The sequence below is a fragment of the Microbacterium sp. NPDC056044 genome (assembly GCF_042267145.1).
Taxonomy (GTDB): Bacteria; Actinomycetota; Actinomycetes; order Actinomycetales; family Microbacteriaceae; genus Microbacterium.
This window is the reverse complement of record NZ_JBHJWZ010000001.1, coordinates 292,375-315,529: the sequence shown is the minus strand read 5'-3', so window position 1 is coordinate 315,529 and position 23,155 is coordinate 292,375. Positions and strand designations below refer to the sequence as shown.

At 68.9% G+C, this 23,155-nt stretch carries 21 protein-coding genes; 7 read left to right on the top strand and 14 right to left on the bottom strand.

What is annotated here, in order from left to right; genetic code table 11:
* Window positions 1-22 precede the first annotated feature (22 nt).
* Complete coding sequence (locus tag ACFC1I_RS01430) at window positions 23-946, top strand: 5'-3' exonuclease H3TH domain-containing protein (protein WP_376006054.1); 924 nt, start codon at window positions 23-25, stop codon at window positions 944-946.
* Window positions 947-955: 9 nt separating this feature from the next.
* On the opposite strand, the gene ACFC1I_RS01425 is transcribed toward ACFC1I_RS01430, so the two are convergent.
* The 3 genes from ACFC1I_RS01425 to trpD form a co-directional block, all read right to left on the bottom strand.
* Window positions 956-1,957: a PHP domain-containing protein gene (locus ACFC1I_RS01425; protein WP_376006052.1), complete on the bottom strand. Its 1,002-nt coding sequence runs from the start codon at window positions 1,955-1,957 to the stop codon at window positions 956-958.
* A 19-nt stretch (window positions 1,958-1,976) separates the two neighbouring features.
* Window positions 1,977-2,468: an aromatic ring-opening dioxygenase LigA gene (locus ACFC1I_RS01420; protein WP_376006050.1), complete on the bottom strand. Its 492-nt coding sequence runs from the start codon at window positions 2,466-2,468 to the stop codon at window positions 1,977-1,979.
* Between the two features lie 98 nt (window positions 2,469-2,566).
* Window positions 2,567-3,628: an anthranilate phosphoribosyltransferase gene (gene trpD / locus ACFC1I_RS01415; protein WP_376006048.1), complete on the bottom strand. Its 1,062-nt coding sequence runs from the start codon at window positions 3,626-3,628 to the stop codon at window positions 2,567-2,569.
* A gap of 187 nt (window positions 3,629-3,815) precedes the next feature.
* Between trpD and ACFC1I_RS01410 the strand changes: the two genes are divergently transcribed.
* The 5 genes from ACFC1I_RS01410 to ACFC1I_RS01390 all read left to right on the top strand — a co-directional run bounded on the left by ACFC1I_RS01410 (window position 3,816) and on the right by ACFC1I_RS01390 (window position 8,836).
* The gene (locus ACFC1I_RS01410; protein ID WP_376006047.1) at window positions 3,816-4,457 is read left to right on the top strand and encodes a heme-copper oxidase subunit III; all 642 of its coding nucleotides are present in this window, start codon (window positions 3,816-3,818) and stop codon (window positions 4,455-4,457) included.
* Window positions 4,458-4,477: 20 nt separating this feature from the next.
* Window positions 4,478-5,281, top strand: coding sequence for a c-type cytochrome (locus tag ACFC1I_RS01405; RefSeq protein WP_376006045.1), 804 nt, complete (start codon window positions 4,478-4,480; stop codon window positions 5,279-5,281).
* Window positions 5,282-5,319: 38 nt separating this feature from the next.
* Entirely contained in the window at window positions 5,320-6,399 is a 1,080-nt protein-coding gene (locus ACFC1I_RS01400) for a Rieske 2Fe-2S domain-containing protein (protein WP_376006044.1), read from the top strand.
* A gap of 35 nt (window positions 6,400-6,434) precedes the next feature.
* Window positions 6,435-8,246, top strand: coding sequence for a cytochrome bc complex cytochrome b subunit (locus ACFC1I_RS01395; RefSeq protein WP_376006043.1), 1,812 nt, complete (start codon window positions 6,435-6,437; stop codon window positions 8,244-8,246).
* A gap of 170 nt (window positions 8,247-8,416) precedes the next feature.
* Window positions 8,417-8,836, top strand: a complete 420-nt coding sequence (locus ACFC1I_RS01390) for a rhodanese-like domain-containing protein (protein WP_376006041.1) — start codon at window positions 8,417-8,419, stop codon at window positions 8,834-8,836.
* Between the two features lie 9 nt (window positions 8,837-8,845).
* On the opposite strand, the gene ACFC1I_RS01385 is transcribed toward ACFC1I_RS01390, so the two are convergent.
* From ACFC1I_RS01385 to ACFC1I_RS01360, 6 genes are all read right to left on the bottom strand, one after another.
* Window positions 8,846-9,652 (bottom strand): PP2C family protein-serine/threonine phosphatase, encoded by an 807-nt coding sequence (locus ACFC1I_RS01385; protein WP_376006040.1) that lies wholly within the window; start codon window positions 9,650-9,652, stop codon window positions 8,846-8,848.
* A gap of 56 nt (window positions 9,653-9,708) precedes the next feature.
* Window positions 9,709-10,143 (bottom strand): cytochrome c oxidase subunit 4, encoded by a 435-nt coding sequence (locus tag ACFC1I_RS01380; RefSeq protein ID WP_376006039.1) that lies wholly within the window; start codon window positions 10,141-10,143, stop codon window positions 9,709-9,711.
* Window position 10,144: 1 nt separating this feature from the next.
* On the bottom strand, window positions 10,145-11,908 hold the full coding sequence (gene ctaD, locus ACFC1I_RS01375; RefSeq protein WP_376006038.1) for a cytochrome c oxidase subunit I: 1,764 nt from the start codon (window positions 11,906-11,908) through the stop codon (window positions 10,145-10,147).
* Window positions 11,908-12,810 (bottom strand): cytochrome c oxidase subunit II, encoded by a 903-nt coding sequence (gene coxB / locus ACFC1I_RS01370; RefSeq protein WP_376006036.1) that lies wholly within the window; start codon window positions 12,808-12,810, stop codon window positions 11,908-11,910. The genes ctaD and coxB overlap by 1 nt, the downstream gene beginning before the upstream one ends.
* A gap of 168 nt (window positions 12,811-12,978) precedes the next feature.
* Window positions 12,979-13,344, bottom strand: coding sequence for an iron-sulfur cluster insertion protein ErpA (erpA, locus tag ACFC1I_RS01365; RefSeq protein ID WP_045298933.1), 366 nt, complete (start codon window positions 13,342-13,344; stop codon window positions 12,979-12,981).
* A gap of 128 nt (window positions 13,345-13,472) precedes the next feature.
* Window positions 13,473-14,873: a dipeptidase gene (locus ACFC1I_RS01360; RefSeq protein WP_376006035.1), complete on the bottom strand. Its 1,401-nt coding sequence runs from the start codon at window positions 14,871-14,873 to the stop codon at window positions 13,473-13,475.
* 48 nt (window positions 14,874-14,921) lie between these two features.
* Between ACFC1I_RS01360 and ACFC1I_RS01355 the strand changes: the two genes are divergently transcribed.
* Window positions 14,922-15,503 (top strand): DUF3043 domain-containing protein, encoded by a 582-nt coding sequence (locus ACFC1I_RS01355; RefSeq protein ID WP_376006033.1) that lies wholly within the window; start codon window positions 14,922-14,924, stop codon window positions 15,501-15,503.
* Here ACFC1I_RS01355 and ACFC1I_RS01350 read toward each other — a convergent pair.
* The 5 genes from ACFC1I_RS01350 to dnaE form a co-directional block, all read right to left on the bottom strand.
* Entirely contained in the window at window positions 15,478-16,521 is a 1,044-nt protein-coding gene (locus ACFC1I_RS01350) for a quinone-dependent dihydroorotate dehydrogenase (RefSeq protein WP_376006031.1), read from the bottom strand. The genes ACFC1I_RS01355 and ACFC1I_RS01350 overlap by 26 nt on opposite strands.
* An 18-nt stretch (window positions 16,522-16,539) precedes the next feature.
* Complete coding sequence (gene nrdR, locus ACFC1I_RS01345; RefSeq protein WP_376006029.1) at window positions 16,540-17,031, bottom strand: transcriptional regulator NrdR; 492 nt, start codon at window positions 17,029-17,031, stop codon at window positions 16,540-16,542.
* 31 nt (window positions 17,032-17,062) lie between these two features.
* Window positions 17,063-18,364, bottom strand: a complete 1,302-nt coding sequence (gene hisD / locus ACFC1I_RS01340) for a histidinol dehydrogenase (protein ID WP_376006028.1) — start codon at window positions 18,362-18,364, stop codon at window positions 17,063-17,065.
* 30 nt (window positions 18,365-18,394) lie between these two features.
* Window positions 18,395-19,438 (bottom strand): hypothetical protein, encoded by a 1,044-nt coding sequence (locus tag ACFC1I_RS01335; RefSeq protein ID WP_376006026.1) that lies wholly within the window; start codon window positions 19,436-19,438, stop codon window positions 18,395-18,397.
* 121 nt (window positions 19,439-19,559) lie between these two features.
* A complete protein-coding gene (gene dnaE / locus ACFC1I_RS01330; protein ID WP_376006755.1) occupies window positions 19,560-23,030 on the bottom strand; it encodes a DNA polymerase III subunit alpha in 3,471 nt (1,156 codons plus the stop codon).
* Between the last annotated feature and the right edge of the window lie 125 nt (window positions 23,031-23,155).

Sequence of the window (23,155 nt, the reverse complement as noted above, 5' to 3'; positions counted from 1 at the left end):
GGGCGCGTGCCAGGATGAACGCGTGACCGACCGCCTGATGCTGCTCGATTCCGCGTCCCTCTACTTCCGCGCGTTCTACGGGGTGCCCGACACCGTGCGCGCACCGGACGGGACGCCGGTGAACGCCGTCCGCGGATTCCTCGACATCATCACGCGTCTGGTCACCACCTACCGGCCGACGCATCTCGTCGCGTGCTGGGACGACGACTGGCGCCCGCAGTGGCGCGTCGACCTCATCCCGACGTACAAGACGCATCGCGTCGCCGAGGTCGTCGCCGGCGGGCCCGACGTCGAAGAGGTGCCCGACCCGCTCGAGGTGCAGGTGCCCGTGATCCGCGAGGTGCTCGACACGCTCGGCATCCGGATCGTCGGCGCCACGGCCCACGAGGCCGACGACGTGATCGGCACCCTCGCGTCCACCTCGGCCATGCCCGTCGACATCGTCACCGGCGACCGCGACCTCTTCCAGCTCGTCGACGACGAGCGCGACGTCCGCGTCGTCTACACCGCGCGCGGCATGAGCAACCTCGAGGTGCTCACCGACGCGTCGGTGGTCGCCAAGTACGGCGTGCTGCCGTCGCAGTACGCCGACTTCACCACCCTCCGCGGCGACTCGTCCGACGGCCTGCCGGGAGTCGCCGGCATCGGCGAGAAGACCGCCGCGGGCCTGCTCGCCACCCACGGCGACCTCGCCGGCATCGTCGCGGCGGCCGAGCTCGGCGAGGGCATGTCCGCGGGCGTGCGCACCAAGGTGCTGGCCGGTCTCCCCTACCTCGCCGTGGCGCCCCAGGTGGTGGCCGTCGTCCGCGACCTCCCGCTCGACGTGCCCGACCCGCGGCTTCGTCCCCTCACCGACGACGCGAGAACGGATGCTGCGTCCCTCGCCGAGCGGTGGGCGCTGGGCGCGTCGATGACCCGCATCGTCGACGCCCTCGACGCGGTCTGATCCGCAGGCTCAGGCGCCGCGCGCGCGGCCGGTCCACTCCCGGAGCTTCGCCAGCGGCCACGTCGTGACGATGCGCTCGGCCGGCACGCCGATGCGCTCGGCCCGCTCGGCGCCGTAGTCGAGCAGCGAGAGCTGGCCGGGCGCATGCGCGTCCGAATCGATGGAGAAGAGGCATCCGATCTCCAGCGCGAGCGCCATGAGCTCGTCGGGCGGATCCTGCCGCTCGGGCCGGGAGTTGATCTCGACGGCGACACCGTGGGCCTCGCAGGCCTCGAACACGGCGCGCGCGTCGAAGGTCGAGGGCGGGCGCGTCCCGCGCGAACCCTCGACGAGACGACCCGTGACGTGCCCCAGCACGTCGATGTGCGGGTCGGACACCGCCGCGACCAGCCGGCGGGTCATCGGCCCGCGCTCCATGCGCAGCTTCGAATGGGCTGACGCGACCACGACGTCGAGCTCGGCGAGCAGCTCGGGCTCCTGGTCGAGCGCGCCGTCCTCGAGGATGTCGACCTCGATGCCCGACAAGAGGGTGAATCCGTCGCCGCTCATGCCCGCGACGACCTCGAGCTGCGCCCGCAGGCGTTCGGGCGACAGGCCGTTCGCGACGCGCAGCCGCGGCGAGTGGTCGGTCAGGGCGAGGTACTCGTGGCCGAGGGCCCGGGCCGCGTCGACCATCAGGTCGATCGAGGTGAGCCCGTCGGACCACTCGCTGTGGGAGTGGAGGTCGCCGCGCAGCAGCGGCCGCAGCGTCGAGGCGCGCTGCACGCCGGCGCGCTCGCGAAGATCGACGAGGTAGCCGGGTACCTCGCCGGTCAGCGCCTGCTGGATCACCGCGAGCGTGGAGTCGCCGATCCCTTTGCGGCGACGCAGAGCCGCGGTGTCCCGCAGCTCTGCGTCGCTCAGGCCCTCGATCGCGTCGGCTGCCGCACGGAACGCCTTCGACTTGTAGCGTGACGAGCGCTCACGCTCCAGGAGCGTGGCGATCTCGGTGAGCGCGTCGTGGGGGTTCACAGGGGAAGAGGCCCGCGGATCAGACGACGTTGGACCGCCGGATCACCACCGGCACGTCGGCGAGGCGATGGATCGCCCATCCGAACATGATCGCCAGCACTCCCATGCCCGCCGCGAAGAGCGCGACGCCGTAGGCGACGATCGAGGTGAACAGCGACGCACGCAGGAACGACGCCTGCATCACGGTCGTGCGCACCGGGTCGTCCTGGTCGAGCTCGGCGTACGTCTTGCCCCCCGACGCCGCCAGCGCGTGCGTGTTGATGATGTCGGCCTGCACGTAGGCGGTGAAGGGGCCGGTGACCTGCTGGCCCTGGAACGCCGCGGCGTCGTCGGGGATGGTGATGTTCTCGGCCGTGAGCTGCGTCGTCACGCCGATCCACGCGATGATGCCGACGACGATCAGCAGCACGCCGCCGATGATCCCCAGGATGCCGACCGCCTTGACCAGGCCGACCTTCTTCTCGGGGGGCTCGATCACGTCGGTGGTGCTGCGGGGCTCTTCCTCGCTCATGCGTCCTCCTCGGATGCGGGTCGTTGAGCCACACGCTAGCGGCGACGACCGACGTCGCGGAAGAGAGCGCGCCGGAGAAAACCGGCGCTCGGCACGACTCAGGAGGCGAGTGCCTGGGTGGCCTCGACCCAGCGGTCCAGCGTGGCCGCAGCGGCCCCGCTGTCGATCGCGGCCGCCGCGTCGTCGCGCGCCTCCGCGAGGCGCTCGAGGATGGGCCGCTGCACCTGGGCGGCATCGCGGAACAGCCGGTAGGCGACCATGCCGGCCGCCGCGTTCAGGAGCACGATGTCGCGCACCGGTCCCTCTTCGCCGCCGAGCACGCGACGTACGACGGCTGCGTTGTGGGCGGGGTCGCCGCCGAGGAGGTCGTCGATGTCGGCCAGCGGGATCCCGAGGTCGCGCGGGTCGAGGTCGTGCTCGTGGATGTCGCCGCGGCTGACCTCCCAGAGTCGGCTGTGCCCGGTCGTCGTGAGTTCGTCCAGGCCGTCGTCGCCGCGGAACACCAGGGCGGTCGCGCCGCGCGTGCGGAAGACGCCGGTGATGAGCGGCACCCGGTCGAGGTGGGCGACGCCGACCGCGTTCGCCTCGGCGCGCGCGGGGTTGCACAGCGGCCCGAGGAAGTTGAAGACGGTGGGCACGCCCAGTTCGCTGCGCGTCGCGGCGGCGTTCTTGAAGCCGGGGTGGAACGCGCCCGCGAACGCGAAGGTGATGCCCGCACGCGAGAGCGTCTCTGCCACCGCCTCCGGCGACAGCGCGAGGTCGACCCCCAGCGCGCCCAGCACATCGGACGACCCCGACGACGAGCTGGCCGCCTTGTTGCCGTGCTTGACGACGGGGATCCCGGATGCTGCGGCCACGAGCGCCGACATCGTCGAGACGTTGACGGTGCCGAAGCGGTCGCCGCCCGTGCCCACGATGTCGAGCACCGCGGCGTCGACGGGAAGCGGCAGCGCGGCCTCGAGGATGGCGTCGCGGAAGCCGACGATCTCGTCGACGGTCTCGCCCTTGGAGCGCAGCGCGACCAGGAAACCGGCCAGCTGCGAGGGGGTGGCGCTGCCCGACATGATCTGGCGCATCGCCCACGTCGACTCCGAGACGCTGAGGTCGCGCCGCTCGAGCAGCGTGGTGAGGATTCCCGGCCAGGTGTACAGCTCCGCCATAACCGAGAAGCCTAGCCGGGCTCGGGAATCGGAACCGTTTCGTGACACGGCGTCCTGTCAGCGGCGATTCTGCGTCTTCACCATGGGTTCACGGCAGAGTCGCAGGGTCCTTTTAGGCTCCCCTAAGTTCCAGACCAGGCCAAGACATGCCCTCCGATGCGAAACTCGCGGCTCCAGATCGGCCATAATGGGGAGCGTGACGACCTCCACAGCGACCTACTCCCAGGCCATGCGGTCCGTCAAGCGGCCGGATCCGGTCGCTGTCGGAACCATCGTGTGGCTCGGCAGCGAGGTGATGTTCTTCGCCGGCCTCTTCGCGATCTACTTCACCCTGCGCAACACCTCGCCCGAACTGTGGGCGCAGGAGACGCAGCTGCTGAACATCCCGTACGCGACCGTCAACACGATCATCCTCGTGCTGTCCTCGGTCACGTGCCAGATGGGCGTGTTCGCCGCAGAGCGCTTCCAGCCCTACTCCACGAAGAAGCGCGGCTGGCTCGGCTGGGGCATGGTCGAGTGGTTCTGGCTGACCTTCGCCCTCGGCGCGATCTTCGTGTCGGGCCAGGTGTGGGAGTACGCCCAGCTCGTCGCAGAGGGCATGCCGATCACCGCGAACTCGTACGCGTCGGCCTTCTACCTCACCACCGGCTTCCACGCCCTCCACGTGACGGGTGGCCTCATCGCCTTCCTGCTCGTCATCGGGCGCGCGTACGCCGTCAAGAACTTCGGGCGCAAAGAGATGACGTCCTCGATCGTCGTGTCGTACTACTGGCACTTCGTCGACGTCGTCTGGATCGCCCTCTTCCTCGTCATCTACTTCCTCAAGTGAGAGCGGAGCTGTAACCCGAAATGGCACGAGAGACCACGCGCCGCTCGAAAGGCCGCCGCAGCCCCTGGGCCGCCGCCGCGCTCATCGGCATCGGCCTGCTCATCACGGGCGGTGTCTACGCCGGCGCCTCCGCGGCGATGGCGGCCACGACGCCCGAGACCGTCACCAACTCCGCGCTCACCGTCGAAGACGGCAAGAAGCTGTTCCAGGCCAACTGCGCCACGTGCCACGGCCTCGACGTGCAGGGCACCGAGGACGGCCCGTCGCTCTACGGCGTCGGCGAGCTCGCGGTGCACTTCCAGATGAGCACCGGCCGCATGCCGCTGCAGATGCAGGGCCCGCAGGCTCCGCAGAAGCCCGCGCAGTTCACCGAGGAGCAGATCACCGCGATCGGCGCCTACATCCAGTCGATCGCGCCCGGTCCGACCTACCCGAAGGACGAGCTCCTCGACGGTGGCGGCAGCGCATCCGAGGGTGGCGAGCTCTTCCGCATCAACTGCGCGATGTGCCACAACGTCGCCGGTGCAGGCGGTGCGCTCACCGAGGGCAAGTACGCCCCCGCCCTGCACACCACGACTCCGCTCAACATGTACGCGGCCATGGTGACGGGCCCGCAGAACATGCCGGTGTTCAACGACATGACGCTGACCACCGAAGAGAAGCGCGACATCATCACCTACCTGCTCTACCTGCAGGACAACGAGTCTGCGGGCGGATTCTCGCTCGGCTCGCTCGGCCCCGTCTCCGAGGGCCTCTTCATCTGGATCTTCGGCATCGGCTCGCTGATCGCCATCACCGTGTGGATCACGGCGAAGTCCAACTGATCGACGTACGACACACGTAACACTTGACGAGGAGCAGCATGGCCCACGAGGACGACCCGCTAGAGCACGAGAGGGCTTCCTGGAAGCCCTCCCCCGGGCTCGCCGTCGCGGTCACCGACCCGGTGAGCAACCCTGGCCTCCCTCCGCACCGCGAGCGGGTGACCGACAAGGACCCGGCCGCCATGCAGCGCGCGGTCCGGGGGATCTACACGCTCTTCTACCTGTCGATCGCCGGCAGCATCTGGGCCATCGCCGCCTACATGCTGTTCCCGATCGAGAGCGGGCGGATCGTCGACATCCGCAACAACAACCTCTTCATCGGACTGGGCATCGCGCTCGCGCTGCTCGCCATCGGCGTCGGGGCCATCCACTGGTCCAAGGCCGTCATGTCCGACAAGGAGTTCGTCGAGCCCCGCCACGCCACGCGCGGCCGCGACACGACGCGTGAGGCCGCCATCCAGGCGTTCGCCGACGCCGATGCCGACTCGGGCTTCGGCCGTCGCGCGATGGTCCGCAACTCGCTGATCGCCGCCCTCGTGGCCTCGGTCGTGCCCGGTGTGGTCCTGTTCCGCGGTCTCGCGCCGTTCAACTCGCCGGAGAAGCCGCACGCCGGCGACCCGGTGTACCTGCTCGAGCACACCATGTGGAAGAAGGGCATGCGCCTGGCGCACGACCCGTCGGGCGAGCCCATCAAGGCCGCCGACCTCACGCTCGGCTCCGCGGTGCACGTGATCCCCGAAGCCCTCGCCGACGTCTCGCACAGCGAGGGATACCTCGACGAGAAGGCCAAGGCGATCGTCCTCCTCATCCGCATGCTCCCCGAGCAGCTGACGGAGTCCGAGGACCGCAAGGAGTGGTCGTACAACGGCATCGTCGCGTACTCCAAGGTGTGCACGCACGTCGGCTGCCCGGTCGCGCTGTATGAGCAGCAGACCCACCACCTGCTGTGCCCGTGCCACCAGTCGCAGTTCGATGTGACCGACCACGCGAAGGTCATCTTCGGCCCGGCGGCCCGCCCGCTGCCGCAGCTGCCCATCACCGTCGACGACGAGGGCTATCTGATCGCCCGCAGCGACTTCCTCGAACCCGTCGGCCCGAGCTTCTGGGAGCGTCATTGAGCACCTCAACCGTCACTGAGCAGCCTTCGGCTCCTGTGGCTCCCGTTTCACGGAACGGTGATCGTCCGCTCGGCGGGCGTTTCATCGGCGCCACGGCGAACTACATCGACGAGCGCACGAGCCTCTCGGGCTTCGTCAAGGAGCTCGGCCGCAAGATCTTCCCCGACCACTGGTCGTTCATGCTGGGCGAGATCGCCATGTGGGCGTTCGTCGTCGTGCTCCTCTCGGGCACGTTCCTGACGTTCTTCTTCCAGGCGTCCATGGTCGAGACCCACTACAACGGCGCGTACCTGCCGATGCGAGGCATCGAGATGTCGGCCGCCATGGCATCGACGCTCGAGATCTCGTTCGACCTGCGCGGCGGTCTGCTGGTCCGCCAGATGCACCACTGGGCCGCACTCGTGTTCGTCGCCGGTATCGGCGTCCACATGCTGCGCGTGTTCTTCACCGGCGCGTTCCGCAAGCCGCGTGAGCTCAACTGGGTCATCGGCTTCATCCTCTTCATCCTCGCGATGGCTGAAGGCTTCACGGGCTACTCGCTCCCCGACGACGTCCTGTCGGGCAACGGCCTCCGCATCATCGACGGCATGGTCAAGGGCATCCCGATCATCGGAACCTGGACCTCGTTCCTGCTGTTCGGCGGACAGTTCCCGGGTGACGCGATCGTCGGCCGCCTCTACACGCTGCACATCCTGCTGCTGCCCGCTATCCTCGTCGGCCTGCTCGTCGTCCACCTCATGCTGATGGTGATCAACAAGCACACCCAGTTCGCCGGCGCCGGCCGCACGAACAGCGTCGTGGTCGGCTACCCGATGATGCCGGTCTACATGTCGAAGATGGGCGGCTTCCTGTTCATCACGTTCGGCGTGATCGTGCTCATCGCATCGCTGTTCACGATCAACCCGATCTGGAACTACGGACCGTACGACCCGTCCCCCGTCTCCGCCGGCACCCAGCCCGACTGGTACATCGGCTTCGCGGACGGCGCGCTGCGTCTGGTCCCGCCGGGCTGGGAGTTCGTGTTCCTCAACCGCACGTGGTCGTTCAACATCATCGTTCCGCTCGTGGTGCTCGGTCTGTTCATCGTGCTCGTCCTGATCTACCCGTTCATCGAGTCGTGGGTCACCGGCGACAAGCGTGAGCACCACATCGCTCAGCGTCCGCGCAACGCGGCGACGCGCACCGCGATCGGCGCCGCCGGCGTCACGTTCTACGCGGTCCTGTGGGCCGCTGCCGCCTCCGACATCATCGCCACGCACTTCTGGCTGACGATGGAGGGCGTGATCCACACTCTCCAGGCGCTGCTGATCGTGGGACCGGTGATCGCGTACTTCGTCACCAAGCGCATCTGCATCGCGCTGCAGAAGAAGGACCGCGAGATCGCGCTGCACGGCTACGAGTCGGGCCGCATCGTCCGTCTCCCCGGCGGCGAGTACATCGAGGTGCACCAGCCCGTCGACGACTACGAGCGCTTCAAGCTGGCCTACTACGAGACCTACGAGCCGCTCGTGGTGCGCCCGAACGCCAAGGGTCAGATCCCGTGGCACGAGAACCTCCGCGCATCGATCTCGCGCTGGTTCTTCGAGGACCGCCTCACCGCAGTGACCCAGTCCGAGCTCGATGCGGCGCTGGCCCACCAGCACCACGACCTCGACCACATCGCGGCCGAGGAGGACCTCGAGATCCAGGCGGCTCACGAGCGCGCCGGTGTTCCGGACGCCCCGCACAAGCCGCTCGACGACGGGAAGCACGGCGAGGTGCCGGTGCGCCCCTCGAACGTGATCGTGCCCGAGCCCGAGCCCGGCACGAAGGCTCCGCGCAACCGCGAGAAGGAGTCCGACCAGTAGGTCGAAGAACTTCGCACGACGGATGCCCCGTCACGATCTTCCGGATCGTGACGGGGCATTCGCCATCTGTGGCTGGGGCGCGGCTCCCCTCCCCCGGTTCGGCAGGATTCGGGCGACGTCTGACTGCGCATCCGGCGTCGACCGGACGGCCACGGCCTTAGCGTGGACGTATGACAGACGCGCTCTCGTACTTCTCCGCCAAACTCTCCCTCGAGACCGACTCCTCGGACGTGTACGCCGCCCAGAAGGCCGGTGAGCAGTTCGTCCTCGTCGACGTGCGGGGTGACGAGGCGTGGGCGCAGGGGCGCATCAGCGGTGCGATCCATATGCCGTACCGCGAGATCGCCGGACGCGCGCCGAGCGAGATCGACCCGTCGACCGCCGTCGTCGTCTACTGCTGGAGCCCGGGATGCAACGCCGGCGCGAAGGGAGCGATCGAGTTCGCGAAGCTGGGCTACGCCGTCAAGGAGATGATCGGCGGCTACGAGTACTGGGTGCGCGAAGGCCAGCCGACCGAGAACGACGAGGGCCCGCTCCCCCGCGTGTTCGACGACCAGGTGATGGTCGTCCGCGCCCCGGTCGCCGGCTGAGGCGTCTGCTCAGGCCGACTCCAGGCCTTCCATGAACCGCTCGGCGGCCGCCCCGTAGAACGACGTCGAGGTGCGCATCTCGACGGGCTCGACCTCGTCGAGCACGTCGCACACCACGACGGTGACGTTGTCGCGGCAGCCGGCCTCGAGCGCCACCGCGACGCACGCCTCCACCGCCGTGCCCGCGTGCGGGAACTCCAGGAGGAGCGCGCGGATCTCGTCATCGGGCACGTAGTCGGTGAGACCGTCGCTGCACAGCAGCCATCTGTCGCCGGCCTGCGCGTCGTAGGCGGTCACCGTGGCGGCATCGCGTTCGGCGCCGCTGAGTGACGCGGTGATGATGTTCCGGCGCGGGTGGGACGCAGCATCCGTGATCGATACGATTCCCCGGTCCACCAGCGCCTGCACGAGGGAATCATCCCTGCTCGCCTGCGCGAGCTCGTCGCCCCGCAGACGGTACGCACGCGAGTCGCCGGTGTGCGCGAGAAGGAGGCCGCCGTCGCGGGCCGCGAACAGCCCCGTGAACGTCGTCGCCATGCCGCTCAGCGAGGGGTCGCGCTCCACGTGGGCGCGCAGATCCCAGTTGGCGGACCGGACGGCGTCGGCGAGCTGATCCGGCTCGAGGCCGTCCAGACGGCCCGCCGCCAGCCGGTGGATGAGCGCAGCCGAGGCGAGGTCGCCCGCGGGTCCTCCCCCGACGCCGTCGGCCACGGCGGCGCCCCAGGAGGCCGTGAAGGCGGCGTCCTGATTGGTCGCTCGGTGCGGGCCGATGTCGGAGCAGGCGGCCGCACGCAGAAGCGCACGGGGGCCCGTCACAGACGGGTCCTCGTGCGCTTCACGCGATGCGGCATGCGGGCCGGCAGAGAGCCGGATCAGCGGGCGAAGTAGCCGCGGTAGTACTCGTAGACCCAGCCGACGATCGCGACGACGAACACCCCGATGCCGATGGGCATGAGCCAGGCGCCGACCGCCAGGCCGATCATGCCGAGCGCCGCCGAGAAGGCGAGGACGATCGGCCACCACGACCACGGGCTGAACTCGCCGAGCTCAGGGTCGCCGTCGTCGATGTCGGACGTGAGGACGTCCTCGGGCAGCTCGCCACCCTGGGCGTTGTGCACCCGGCCGATGTAGAACGCGATGAGCGCGCCCATCAGGGCGGTGAACAGCAGCGCCACACTGCCGACCCACTCGATGGCGTGATACCACGGCACGGTGGGGTGGGCGATGATGTTCCACCCGGTGTAGACGATCGCGACGATCAGGAAGAAGACGGCCAGCAGCCACCAGAGTCCGGTGTTGGTGCGCACCTTACTTCACCTCTCCATCGGCAAGGTCGGAGACCGGGGCTTCGGGGGCGTCCTTCGCAGGACCGACGCCGACCGGGATGCCCGCCTCGGGGTGGTTCAGGTCGAACGCGGGCCGCTCGCTGCGGATGCGCGGGATCGACGTGAAGTTGTGACGCGGCGGCGGGCAGGAGGTCGCCCACTCGAGCGATGCGCCGTAGCCCCACGGGTCGTTGACGGTGACCTTCGGCGCCTTGCGCGACGTGATCCACACGTTGAACAGGAACGGGATCATCGAGGCGCCGAGGATGATGGCGCCGATCGTCGACACCTGGTTCTGCCAGGTCCAGCCGTCGGCCTCGGAGTAGTCCGCGTAGCGGCGGACCATGCCGTCGACGCCCAGCCAGTGCTGGATGAGGAACGTCATGTGGAAGCCGATGAACAGCATCCAGAAGTGGACGTAGCCGAGACGCTCGTTGAGCATGCGCCCGGTCCACTTCGGCCACCAGAAGTAGAAGCCGGCGAACATCGCGAACACGACGGTGCCGAAGACGACGTAGTGGAAGTGCGCCACGACGAAGTACGAGTCCGACAGGGCGAAGTCCAGCGGCGGCGAGGCCAGGATCACGCCGGTGAGACCACCGAACACGAACGACACCAGGAAGCCGAGGGCGAAGACCATGGGCGTCTCGAACGTCACCGAGCCTCGCCAGAGCGTTCCGATCCAGTTGAAGATCTTCACGCCCGTGGGCACCGCGATGAGCATCGTCATGAGCGCGAAGAACGGCAGCAGGACGGCGCCGGTGACGTACATGTGGTGCGCCCACACGGCCACCGACAGCGCGGCGATCGCGATCGTGGCGTACACGAGCGTCTTGTAACCGAAGATCGGCTTGCGGCTGAACACCGGGAAGATCTCCGACACGATGCCGAAGAACGGCAGCGCGATGATGTAGACCTCGGGGTGGCCGAAGAACCAGAACAGGTGCTGCCACAGGAGCACGCCGCCGTTGGCCGGGTCGTAGATGTGGGCGCCGAGCACGCGGTCTGCCGCGGCGGCGAGGATGGCGGCGGCGAGCACGGGGAACGCCATCAGCACCAGGATGCTGGTGATCAGCGTATTCCAGGAGAAGATCGGCATGCGCCACATGGTCATGCCGGGCGCGCGCATCGTGATGATCGTCGTGATGAAGTTCACCGCACCGAGGATCGTTCCGAAACCGCTCATACCGAGGCCGAGCATCCAGAGGTTGCCGCCGGCGCCGGGCGAGAAGCTCGCATTGGCGAGCGGCTGATACGCGAACCATCCGAACGACGCCGCACCCTGCGGGGTGAGGAAGCCGGCGACGGCGATGGTCGAGCCGAAGAGGAACAGCCAGAAGGCGAAGGCGTTCAGACGCGGGAACGCGACGTCAGGCGCACCGATCTGCAGCGGCAGGATCGCGTTCGCGAAGCCGGCGAAGAGCGGCGTCGCGAACATCAGCAGCATGATCGTGCCGTGCATCGTGAACAGCTGGTTGTACTGCTCCTTGGTCGGGATGATCTGCATCCCGGGCTCGAAGAGCTCCGCACGGATGATCAGCGCCATCACTCCACCCAGGAGGAAGAAGATGACGGAGGAGATCAGGTACAGGTAGCCGATCGTCTTGTGGTCGGTGGAAGTGATCCACTTGACGATGATGTTGCCCTTCTGCTCGACGCGCGATGCGCTGAGCAGGGCCGCCTGCCGAGGCGGCAGGGTCGTCGGACGCCCCTGGGACGTCTCCTGCAGAGGGAGCGTCGTCGCCATCAGTGGTCCACCTCTTCCACGTTCTCATCGATGGAGGCGCCCGTTCCGGGCGCGTTCTGAAGTCGGTCGTATGCGTCGTTGATGTCGCCGGTCTGGCCCTCTTCGCGCAGCGAGGCGAGGTAGTCCTCGTACTCGGCCGCGCTCACGACCTTGACGTTGAACAGCATCATCGAGTGGTACTCGCCGCAGAGCTCGGCGCACTTGCCGGCGTACTCGCCCTCGCGGGTCGGCGTGAAGGACCAGAAGTTGTCCTTGCCGATGTACATGTCCTTCTTGTAGAGGAAGTCGATGATCCAGAAGGAGTGGATGACATCACGCGACTGGAGCTTGATCTGGACCTTCTGGTCGACCGGCAGCACCAGCGTCGGAAGCTCCGAGATGACGTCGCCGCGCTCGTCGGTCTGCGCCTGGACGCCCATGGTCCACACGGTCTCGTCGTCGGTCTCGCCGTCGTACTGGAAGTCCCACGACCACTGCTTGCCGATCGCGGTGATCGACACGTCCGCGTCGTCGCCGTACTGCGTCTCGAGGATCGCCTGGTCACGCGCGGTGAAGGCGAAGAAGCCGACCACGAGGATGAGCGGGACGATCGTGTAGAAGATCTCGATCGGCATGTTGTAGCGCAGCTGGACGGGAAGTCCCATCTGGCCCTTGCGACGCCGGTAGGCGATCGCCGCCCAACCCATCAGGCCCCAGGTGATGACACCGACGACCAGCAGCACGATCCACGAGTTGACCCAAAGACCCGCGACCATGTCGACGTGGTTGGTGGCCGGCTGGCCGTCTTCGGTGAACCCGGGGAGGAAGCCGTGCAGCTCGGTCGGGGTGCATCCGGCGAGGACTGCAGCCGCTGCGATCCCGAGAGGGAGAACGGCCCAGCGGATACGGCGTTTCGAAGGCACGGTGCACCTTTCCGATCACGAACAGGACTCTCGCCAGTCTAGGGCAACCGCCCAGGCGATTCAGGCCATCCGCTCAGGTTGAATCGTGTCGCAGGAACGGAAAAAGGCGGGCCCGGGCGCTAATCGGAGCGCACCGGACCCGCCGGAAAAGTATCGGATCGTTAGCGATCAGTGGAAGCTGTCGCCGCACGCGCACGACCCGGCCGCGTTCGGATTGTCGATCGTGAAGCCCTGCTCCGAGATCGTGTCCTTGAAGTCGATCGTGGCGCCGTCGAGGTACGGGACGCTCATGTCGTCGACGATGACCTCGACGCCGTCGAAGTCGACCGTCTTGTCACCGTCGAGGTAGCGCTCGTCGAAGTAGAGCTGGTAGATCAGGCCGCTGCACCCGCCGGGCTGCACGGCCACGCGCAGACGCAGGTCGTCGCGTCCCTCCTGCTCGAGCAGGTTCTTGACCTTGCCGGCGGCGGCGTCGGTCAGCAGCACACCATGCTCGCGGGCGGTCTGCTCGGTCGTCAGTGCGGTGTCGGTCATGGCACTCCTCCGGAAGGGCCGCCCCGGATCGATCGTCCACTCAGGCGGCGGGATGCGACGATTCTACGCGTGCGCGCTGGCAGAAGGCTCCGGGACCGGCGCGTTCGCGCCGATCCCGGGCCGCGGCCTCACGCGTCCGACGTGCGGGCGTCGAGCTTCTCGAGCAGCAGGGCTTCGGACAGCACCGCGTTGCGGAACGTCTCGAGGTGCAGCGACTCGTTCGGGCTGTGGGCCTTCGCATGCGGGTCCTCGACGCCGGTCACCAGGATCTGCGCACCGGGGAACTCGCGCACGAGGTCCGCGATGAACGGGATCGACCCGCCCACGCCGATGTCGACGGACTCGACACCGTAGCCTTCGTGCAGCGCCTCGCGGGCGGCCGCGACGGCCCATCCCGAGGTGTCGACCAGGAAGGCGTCGCCGTAGTCCTGGTCGCTGAAGGTGAGCTCCGCCCCGAACGGCGCGTGCGCGCGCAGGTGCGCCTCGATGGCAGCGTAGGCCTCGCGCGCGGGCTGGCCGGGCGCGACGCGGGCGCTGATGACGACCGAGATCGCGGGGCTCAGCGTGTTCGAGGCGTTCACGACGCTCGGGGCGTCGATGCCCGTCACCGTGACCGACGGCTTGTTCCAGATGCGGCTGAGGATCGTGCCACGGCCGACCGGCGAGACACCGGCAGGCAGCCCGGCCTCGTCGCGCAGCGTCTCTTCGCTGTACTCCGGGGTCGCAGCATCCCGTTCCGCGAGTCCCGCCACCGCGACGGCGCCGTCCTCGTCCCACAGCGTCGCCAGGAGCTTGACGGTCGCCATCATGGCGTCGGGCACCGCTCCCCCGAACATGCCGGAGTGCGAGGCGTGCGCGAGCGTGCGCACGCGGAGCGTGAAGCGCGTGTTGCCGCGCAGTGACACCGTGAGCGCAGGGGTCTTGGCGTCCCAGTTGCCCGAGTCGGCGACGACGATCACATCGGCGCGGAGCGCGTCGGCGTTGTCGGAGAGGAACTGCGCGAAGGACCGCGAGCCCGCCTCCTCCTCCCCCTCGAAGAAGAGTGCGACGCCGAGGTCGAAGTCGTCGCCGATGCCTTCCTTGAGCGCGCGCAGCGCGGCGAGGTGCGCCATCACGCCGGCCTTGTCGTCGGCGGCGCCGCGGCCGTACAGCCGTCCGCCGCGCACGGTGGGCTCGAACGCCGGCGACTCCCAGAGCGACTCGTCGCCGACCGGCTGCACGTCGTGGTGGGCGTAGAGCAGGATCGTCGGGCGCCCGTTGCGCGCGGCGCGGGTGGCGAGCACGGCGGGGTTGCCCTGCTCCCCCGTCTCGGGGATCACCGCGGTGCGGATCTCGACCGTGTCGAACAGCCCGGTCTCGCGCACCAGCCCGGCGACCGCCTCGGCGCTGCGCCGCACCTCGGCCGGGTCGAACCCGGGGAACGCGACGGACGGGATCCGCACGAGATTGCCGAGATCGGCGAGGGCGGAAGGGATGCCGGAAGCCGCGGCTTCGCGCACAGCATCCTGTCGGGAGAGGTCAGTGGTCATGCGGGTAATCTTAAGTGCACCCCTTCTGACGCACTCCGAGGATCTTCCGTGGCCAAGAACACCGACCCCGTGCCGAACGACGCCCCTTCCGAGGGCACCGTCTTGAACGGCACGCCTGCCGGCAAGGGCCGCGCAACCCCCTCGCGCGCCGAGCAGGAGGCCGCGCGCAAGCGTCCCCTCGTGCCCGACACGAAGGAGGCGAAGGCCCGCGCCAAGGCAGACCTCGCCACGCAGCGCGAGAAGGCTCGCATCGGCATGGCCAACGGCGACCAGCGCTACCTCCCGGCGCGCGACCAGGGTCCGCAGCGCAAGTTCGTGCGCGACTGGGTCGACGCCGGCTGGCACCTCGGCGAGGCGGTCATGCCCGCGATGGTGCTCGTCATCCTCGCGACGTTCCTGCCCATCGCGGCGCTGCAGTACTACGCGTTCGTGGGCCTGTGGATCTTCATCTTCTTCGTCATCGGCGACATGGTCCTCACGTCGATCAGCGTCAAGCGCGCCGTCAAGAAGAAGTTCGGCGAGACCAAGATGGAGAAGGGCCTCGGCTGGTACGCGGCGATGCGCACCGTCCAGATGCGCTTCCTCCGTCTTCCGAAGCCGCAGGTCAAGCGCGGCCAGAAGCCGGCCTGAGCTTCACCAGCCCCCGGTTGATCTGCCGCGCCCACAGCGGGCCGCGGTAGAGGAACGCCGTGTAGCCCTGCACGAGGGTGGCTCCGGCATCCAGCCGCTCCTGCACGTCGGCGGCCGTCTCGACGCCGCCGACAGAGATCACCGCGAACTCGGCGGGCACCGTCTCGCGCAGCAGCCGCAGCACCTCGAGCGACCGCGCCTTGAGCGGTGCGCCCGACAGCCCGCCGTCGCCGGCGGCGGCCACGGTCGCCGGGTCGGTGGAAAGACCCTCGCGCGAGATCGTGGTGTTCGTCGCGATGATGCCCGACAACCCGGCGTCGACCGCGAGCTGCGCGATCGCCACGACCTCGTCGTCGGGGAGGTCGGGCGCGATCTTCACGAGCAGCGGCGTGCGCCCCGCGGCGTCGCGCACGGCCTCGAGCAGCGGGCGCAGCGTCTCGACCGCCTGCAGTCCGCGCAGGCCCGGGGTGTTCGGCGACGACACGTTCACCACGAGGTAGTCGGCGAGCGGAGCGAGCAGCGTCGCGCTGCGGACGTAGTCGGCGGTCGCGTCGGCGACGTCGACGACGCGGCTCTTGCCGATGTTGACGCCCAGCACCGTGCGCCGCGAGCGCTTGCGGAGCGTGCGCAGGCGCAGGGCGGCGGCCTCGGCGCCGTGGTTGTTGAAGCCCATGCGGTTCACCACGGCGCGATCCGGGATGAGGCGGAACAGCCGCGGGCGCGGGTTGCCGTCCTGCGGGATGGCGGTGACCGTTCCGACCTCGACGTGACCGAAACCGAGGGCGTGCAGCCCCGATGCGCCCTTCACGTCCTTGTCGAAGCCGGCCGCGACGCCGAACGGCGACTCGAAGGTCAGCCCGAGCGCCGTGGTCGTGAGAGCCGGTGCGGGCCGGGTGAGCGCACGCGTGGCCCACGAGAACGGCGGGACCCCCAGCATCCGGATCACGACCATCGCCGAATGGTGAGCGGACTCGGGGTCCATGCGCGACAGGACTGTGCGGAAGAGGAGGGGATACATCCCTCCTAGGCTATCCGGTCACTCCGTGGCGGCTGCCGCGCTCTCGTCACGAACAGGCGTGCGGCCGTGGTCAGCGCGCAGCTGGTCGATCGCGGACTCGAAGTCCTCGAGCGAGTCGAAGGCCTGGTAGACGCTCGCGAAGCGGAGGTAGGCGACCTCGTCGAGGTCGCGCAGCGGTCCGAGGATCGCGAGGCCGATCTCGTTCGCGTCGAGCTGCGACGCACCCGTCTGGCGGATGCTCTCCTCGACGGTCTGCGCGAGCAGCGCGAGGTCGGCATCGGTCACCGGCCGCCCCTGGCACGCCTTGCGCACGCCCGACATGACCTTCTCGCGGCTGAACGGCTCCATCACGCCGGAGCGCTTGATGACGTTCAGGCTCGCGGTCTCGATGGTCGTGAACCGTCCGCCGCACTGGGGGCACTGACGACGGCGACGGATGCTGAGACCGTCGTCGCTGGTGCGCGAATCGATGACGCGCGAATCGGCGTGACGGCAGAACGGGCAGTGCATGGCAGAGACAGCCTACGCCGGGATTCCGGGCTCAGTCCTCGAAGCGGGCCGTGATGGCCTCGCCGTGGGCGGGGAGCGCCTCTGCCTCGGCCAGCGTCACGATGGCGTCGTGGACGGCGGAGAGCGCGGCGCGGTCGTACTCGATCACCTGCTGGGGACGCAGGAACGTCGCGGCCGACAGGCCGGACGAATAGCGGGCCTGTCCCCCGGTCGGCAGCACGTGGTTGCTGCCGGCGAGGTAGTCCCCCAGGCTCACCGGCGAGTCGGCGCCCACGAACACGGCGCCGGCGTGGACGAAGTCCTCGGCGCGCGGGTCGGTGAGGTGCAGCTCGAGGTGCTCGGGCGCGTAGGCGTTGCTGAACGCGGTCGCCGCGGCGAGGTCGTCGACCAGCACGATCGCGGACTGCGGCCCGGCGAGGGCCGCGGCGACCCGCTCGGCGTGCCGGGTCGCGGCCGCGCGCGGGCCGATGGCCTCGAGCACGTCGGTCGCGAGCTGCTGCGACGTCGTGACGAGCACCGCGGAGGCCTGCTCGTCGTGCTCAGCCTGGCTGATGAGGTCGACGGCGACCAGGCGCGCATCGGCGCTGTCGTCGGCGACCACGAGGATCTCGGTCGCACCGGCCTCGGCGTCCGTCCCGACGAGACCCGCCACGGCGCGCTTGGCGGCCGCGACGAAGTTGTTGCCTGGACCGGTGACGACGTCGACCGGCTCGAGGCCGAGCGACGCGACGCCGTGGGCGAGCGCGCCGATCGCGCCGGCGCCGCCCATCGCGTACACCTCGGTCACGCCGAGGAGCTTCGCGGCGCCGAGGATCACCGGGTGCACACGGCCGCCGAACTCGCGCTGCGGCGGCGAGGCCAGCGCGATCTCGGACACGCCGGCGACCTGCGCCGGCACGACGTTCATGACGACGCTCGACGGGTACACGGCCTTGCCGCCGGGAACGTACAGGCCGACGCGGCGCACCGGCTGCCACCGCTGCGTCACCCGCGCGCCGGGACCGAGCTCGGTGACCGTCGGGGCGGGTACTTGGGCGGCGGATGCTGCGCGCACGCGCTCGATCGCCTGCTCGAGCGCCGCCCGCACCGCGGGATCGAGCGCCGCGAGCGCCTCGTCGAGGTGGGCGGCGGGAACGCGGATGTCGTGGTCCGCCACCCCGTCGAACCTCTGGGCCTGCTCGCGGAGCGCGGCTTCGCCGCGCGTCGCGACGTCATCCACGATCTGCGCCGCGGTGGCGAGGGCCTCTTCGCGTGCCGCCTCGGCACGCGGAACGGTCGCGAGGAGTTCGGCGGGCGAGAGCGCGCGCCCGCGCAGGTCGATCGTCCGGAGCATCCGTCTACGGTACCGCGCGTGGTGCCGGCGTCAGCCGCGCGTGACGCCGGAGACGTCGTGCAGGTACCCGATGCGGCCGTCCTCGTGGCGCACCACGAAGACCTCGCCGCGGTCCTCGATGACGAGCGCCCAGGCGCTGGGGCCGATGCGGAACACAGGGATGCCGATCTCGTCCACGATGTCGCGCTCTTCGGGCACGAGCGCCCAGAAGGCCTGGTGCTGCGGCGCGGTGGCGGCAGCGGGCTCGACCGTCGACGTCGGGTTCTCGACGTGCTCGAAGGACTCGCGGGCCTGCGCCGGCTCGTTGGCGGCCGCCGGAGCGGGCTCCTCGGCCGGAGCCGACTCCTCGGCCCGGGCAGCCTGTTCGTCGACGGGGATCACGGTGGTCGCGAACTCGTCGCCGGCGGGGGCTGCCGGCGGCTCGGGCGTCGCGGTCTCGCCTGCGGCCGCGGCAGCGCCGGCCGTGGCGTACGGCGTGTACTCGGGCTCCGCCTCGGGCTCGGGCTCGGGGCGCACGTAGGCGGGACGGGGCGACACGCGCCGCACCGGACGGGCGCTGCGGTGCGCCGGAACCTCGGGACGACCGCGGAAGTCCTGGGCGAACGGCGCGATGAACGGTGCGCCGACCGTGAGCACGACGCCGCCGAGCATGAGGAAGAACTCCACCCACACAACCCACGAGGCGAGGAAACCCTGCCCGATCGAGAGCCGGACGAACGAGTTCCACAGGATCGACAGCCACAGCACGGTCGCGACCGAGAAGGCCACCGACGCGAACTGGTCGATGCCGAGCGACCCGACGCGGCGGATGCCCTGCGGCGACAGGCGGCGCAGGGCGATGAGGAACACCGCGACGGTGGGCACGCCGATCGTGAGGACCCAGTCGATGCCGCTGGTCCAGACGGAGGGCGAAACGTCGAACACGGAGATCGGGAAGAACGACACGACGAACGCGACGATCCAGGTGCCCACGAGGGCGACCTCGCGGATGGAGAAGGGCCCGACACCGTACTGCGGCGGCTCTTCGGTGGCGACCGCCTCGTCGATGCTGGCGTCCTGCTTGTCGTCCGTCACGATCGTCCTTTCCGGCGAGCTCCCGAGGCTCGCGTCGACCCGATATTACCCACGGCGTATGAGACCCCGATGAGACCGCGCGCTGTGCGCGGAAATGTGGAGGTGCGCGCCTCCGCTGACGTCATCCGAGGCATTGCGGCCCGAGGAGACCCTTGAGTTCGCCGTACAGATCCGGCGTGATCCGCACGGTGTGCGGCACCTCGAACACCTTCGCCACGCTGCCGCTGTGAAGCTTGAGCGACACCTCGGTGTCGCCGGCATGGCGGGTCAGGGTCTGCAGGAGCTCGCCGACGAGGGCCTCGCTGGCGCGGCGCTCAGGCATGAGCAGCACCAGGGCGCTGGACTCGTCCAGGTTGCCGAGGTCCGGTGAGAACGCCGATTGCGCGTGCAGGTTCATGCCGTCGTCGCGTCGCGACACGCGTCCGCGCACGACGAGGATCGAGTCCGCCTGCAGCATGTGCTGGAACTCGGTATAGGTCTTGCCCATGAACATGACCGTGATCTCGCCGTCGAAGTCCTCGACGGTGATCATGCCGTAGGGATTGCCGCTCTGCTTGGCCACGCGGTGCTGGACGCTCGTGACCAGGCCCGCGATCGTGACCTGGTCGCCGTCTCCCACGTCCTCCGAGGCCAGCAGGTCGTGGATGCTCGTGGAGGCGTGCTTCGCGAGCGGGATCTCGAGGCCCGCCAGCGGGTGATCCGAGACGTAGAGGCCGAGCATCTCGCGCTCGAACGCGAGCTTGTCCTTCTTGGTCCACTCGGGCCGTTCGGGCACCTTGGCCGCCTGCTGCGGCTCGTCGTCGCCCCACAGGGAGTCGAAGTCGAAGCCGACCTCGCCGTTGGCCTCGCGGCGCTTGTCGAGCACGGCGGCCTCGGTCGCGTCCTCGTGGATCTCCATGAGCGCGCGCCGCGTCGACCCCATCGTGTCGAACGCGCCGGCCTTGATCAGCGACTCCACGGTGCGCTTGTTCGCGACGTGGACCGGCACCTTGGAGAGGAAGTCGTGGAAGCTCGAGTAGGTCGCATCGGCGCGGGCGGCGACGATGCCGTCGACAACGTTCGCCCCGACGTTGCGCACGGCGCCGAGGCCGAAGCGGATGTCTTCGCCGACGGCCGCGAAGTACCGGATCGACTGCCCGACGTCGGGCGGCAGCACCTTGATGCCCATGCGACGGCACTCGTTGAGGTACACCGCCATCTTGTCTTTCGAGTCGCCCACGCTGGTGAGGAGAGCGGCCATGTACTCGGCGGGATAGTGCGCCTTGAGGTACGCGGTCCAGTACGACACCAGGCCGTACGCGGCCGAGTGCGCCTTGTTGAAGGCGTAGTCCGAGAACGGAAGCAGGATGTCCCACAGTGCCTGGATCGCCGCGTCGCCGAAGCCGCGCTCCTTCATGCCGCCGGCGAAGCCCTCGTACTGCTTGTCGAGTTCGGACTTCTTCTTCTTGCCCATCGCCCGGCGCAGGATGTCTGCTTGACCGAGCGAGAACCCGGCGACCTTCTGCGCGATGGCCATGACCTGCTCCTGATAGATGATCAGGCCGTAGCTGATGTCGAGGATGTCCTTCAGCGGCTCCTCGAGCTCCGGATGGATCGGTGTCACCGGCTGCAGACCGTTCTTGCGCAGCGCGTAGTTCGTGTGCGAGTTCGCGCCCATCGGACCGGGACGATACAGCGCGATGACGGCCGACACGTCTTCGAAGTTGTCGGGCTTCATGAGCCGCAGGAGCGAGCGCATCGGCCCGCCGTCGAGCTGGAACACGCCGAGCGTGTCGCCGCGGGTCAGCAGGTCGTAGGCGGGGCGGTCGTCGAGCGCGAGATGCTCGAGGTCGAGTTCCTCACCTCGGTTGAGGCGGATGTTGTCGAGCGCGTCGGAGATGATCGTGAGGTTGCGAAGCCCCAGGAAGTCCATCTTGATGAGGCCGAGGGTCTCGCACGACGGGTAGTCGAACTGCGTGACGATCTGGCCGTCCTGCTCGCGCCGCATGATGGGGATGATGTCGAGCAGCGGCTCGGACGACATGATCACGCCGGCGGCGTGCACACCCCACTGCCGCTTGAGGCCCTCGAGCCCGAGCGCGCGGTCGAACACCGTCTTCGCCTCGGGGTCGGTCTCGATGAGCGTGCGGAACTCGACGGCCTCCTTGTACCGGGGGTGCTGCGGGTCGAACATGCCGTCGAGCGGCATGTCCTTGCCCATGACGGGCGGCGGCATCGCCTTGGTGAGCCGCTCCCCCATGCTGAACGGGAAGCCGAGCACGCGGCCCGCGTCCTTCAGGGCCTGCTTGGACTTGATGGTGCCGTACGTGACGATCTGCGCGACGCGCTCGGATCCGTACTTCGCGGTGACGTAGTCGATGACCTCGCCGCGACGACGATCGTCGAAGTCGACGTCGAAGTCGGGCATCGAGACGCGGTCGGGGTTGAGGAACCGCTCGAAGATGAGTCCGTGCTCGAGCGGGTCGAGGTCGGTGATCTTCATCGCGTAGGCGACCATCGATCCGGCACCCGATCCGCGGCCGGGACCGACGCGGATGCCGTGGTCCTTCGCCCAGTTGATGAAGTCGGCGACCACCAGGAAGTAGCCGGGGAAGCCCATCTGCAGGATGATGCCGGTCTCGTACTCGGCCTGCTTGCGCACCTTGTCGGGGATGCCGCCCGGGTAGCGGTAGTGCAGACCCCGCTCGACCTCTTTGATCAGCCAGCTGTCTTCGGTCTCGCCGTCGGGCACCGGGAAGCGCGGCATGTAGTTCGCCGAAGTGTTGAACTCGACCTTGCAGCGCTCCGCGATGAGCAGCGTGTTGTCGCACGCCTCGGGGTGATCGCGGAAGAGCTGCCGCATCTCCTGCGCGGTCTTGATGTAATAGCCGTCGCCGTCGAACTTGAAGCGGTTCGGGTCGTCGAGGGTCGAACCCGACTGCACGCACAGCAGCGCCGCGTGCGCGTCGGCCTCGTGCTGGTGCGTGTAGTGCGAGTCGTTGGTGGCGACCAGCGGGATGTCGAGGTCTTTCGCGAGCCGCAGCAGATCGGTCATGACGCGGCGCTCGATCGAGAGACCGTGATCCATGATCTCGGCGAAGTAGTTCTCTTTGCCGAAGATGTCCTGGAAGTCGGCGGCCGCCGCGCGCGCAGCGTCGTACTGCCCCAGCCGCAGTCGCGTCTGCACCTCGCCCGACGGGCACCCGGTCGTCGCGATGAGCCCCTTGCCATAGGTCTGCAGCAGCTCACGGTCCATGCGGGCCTTGAAGTAGTAGCCCTCCATGCTGGCAAGCGAGCTCAGCCGGAAGAGGTTGTGCATGCCCTCGGTCGTCTCGCTCCACAGCGTGGTGTGCGTGTACGCACCGGAGCCCGAGACGTCGTCGCTCTTCTGCTCGGGCGATCCCCACTGCACGCGCGACTTGTCGCTGCGGTGCGTGCCCGGCGTGACGTACGCCTCGAGCCCGATGATCGGGTTGACGCCGACGGCCTGAGCGGCCCGGTAGAACTCGAAGGCGGCGAACGTGTTGCCGTGGTCGGTGACGGCGATCGCCGGCATGCCGTAGTCGGCCGCCGCCTGCGTCATCGCCCCGATCTTGGCCGCTCCGTCGAGCATCGAGTACTCGCTGTGCACGTGCAGATGGACGAAGGAATCGGATGCCACCACTCGAGTCTAGGTTCGGCCGCCGACACCGACGGCGGCATCCATCGTGAGTCGCGGACTCCCGCCGCGAGGTCCCT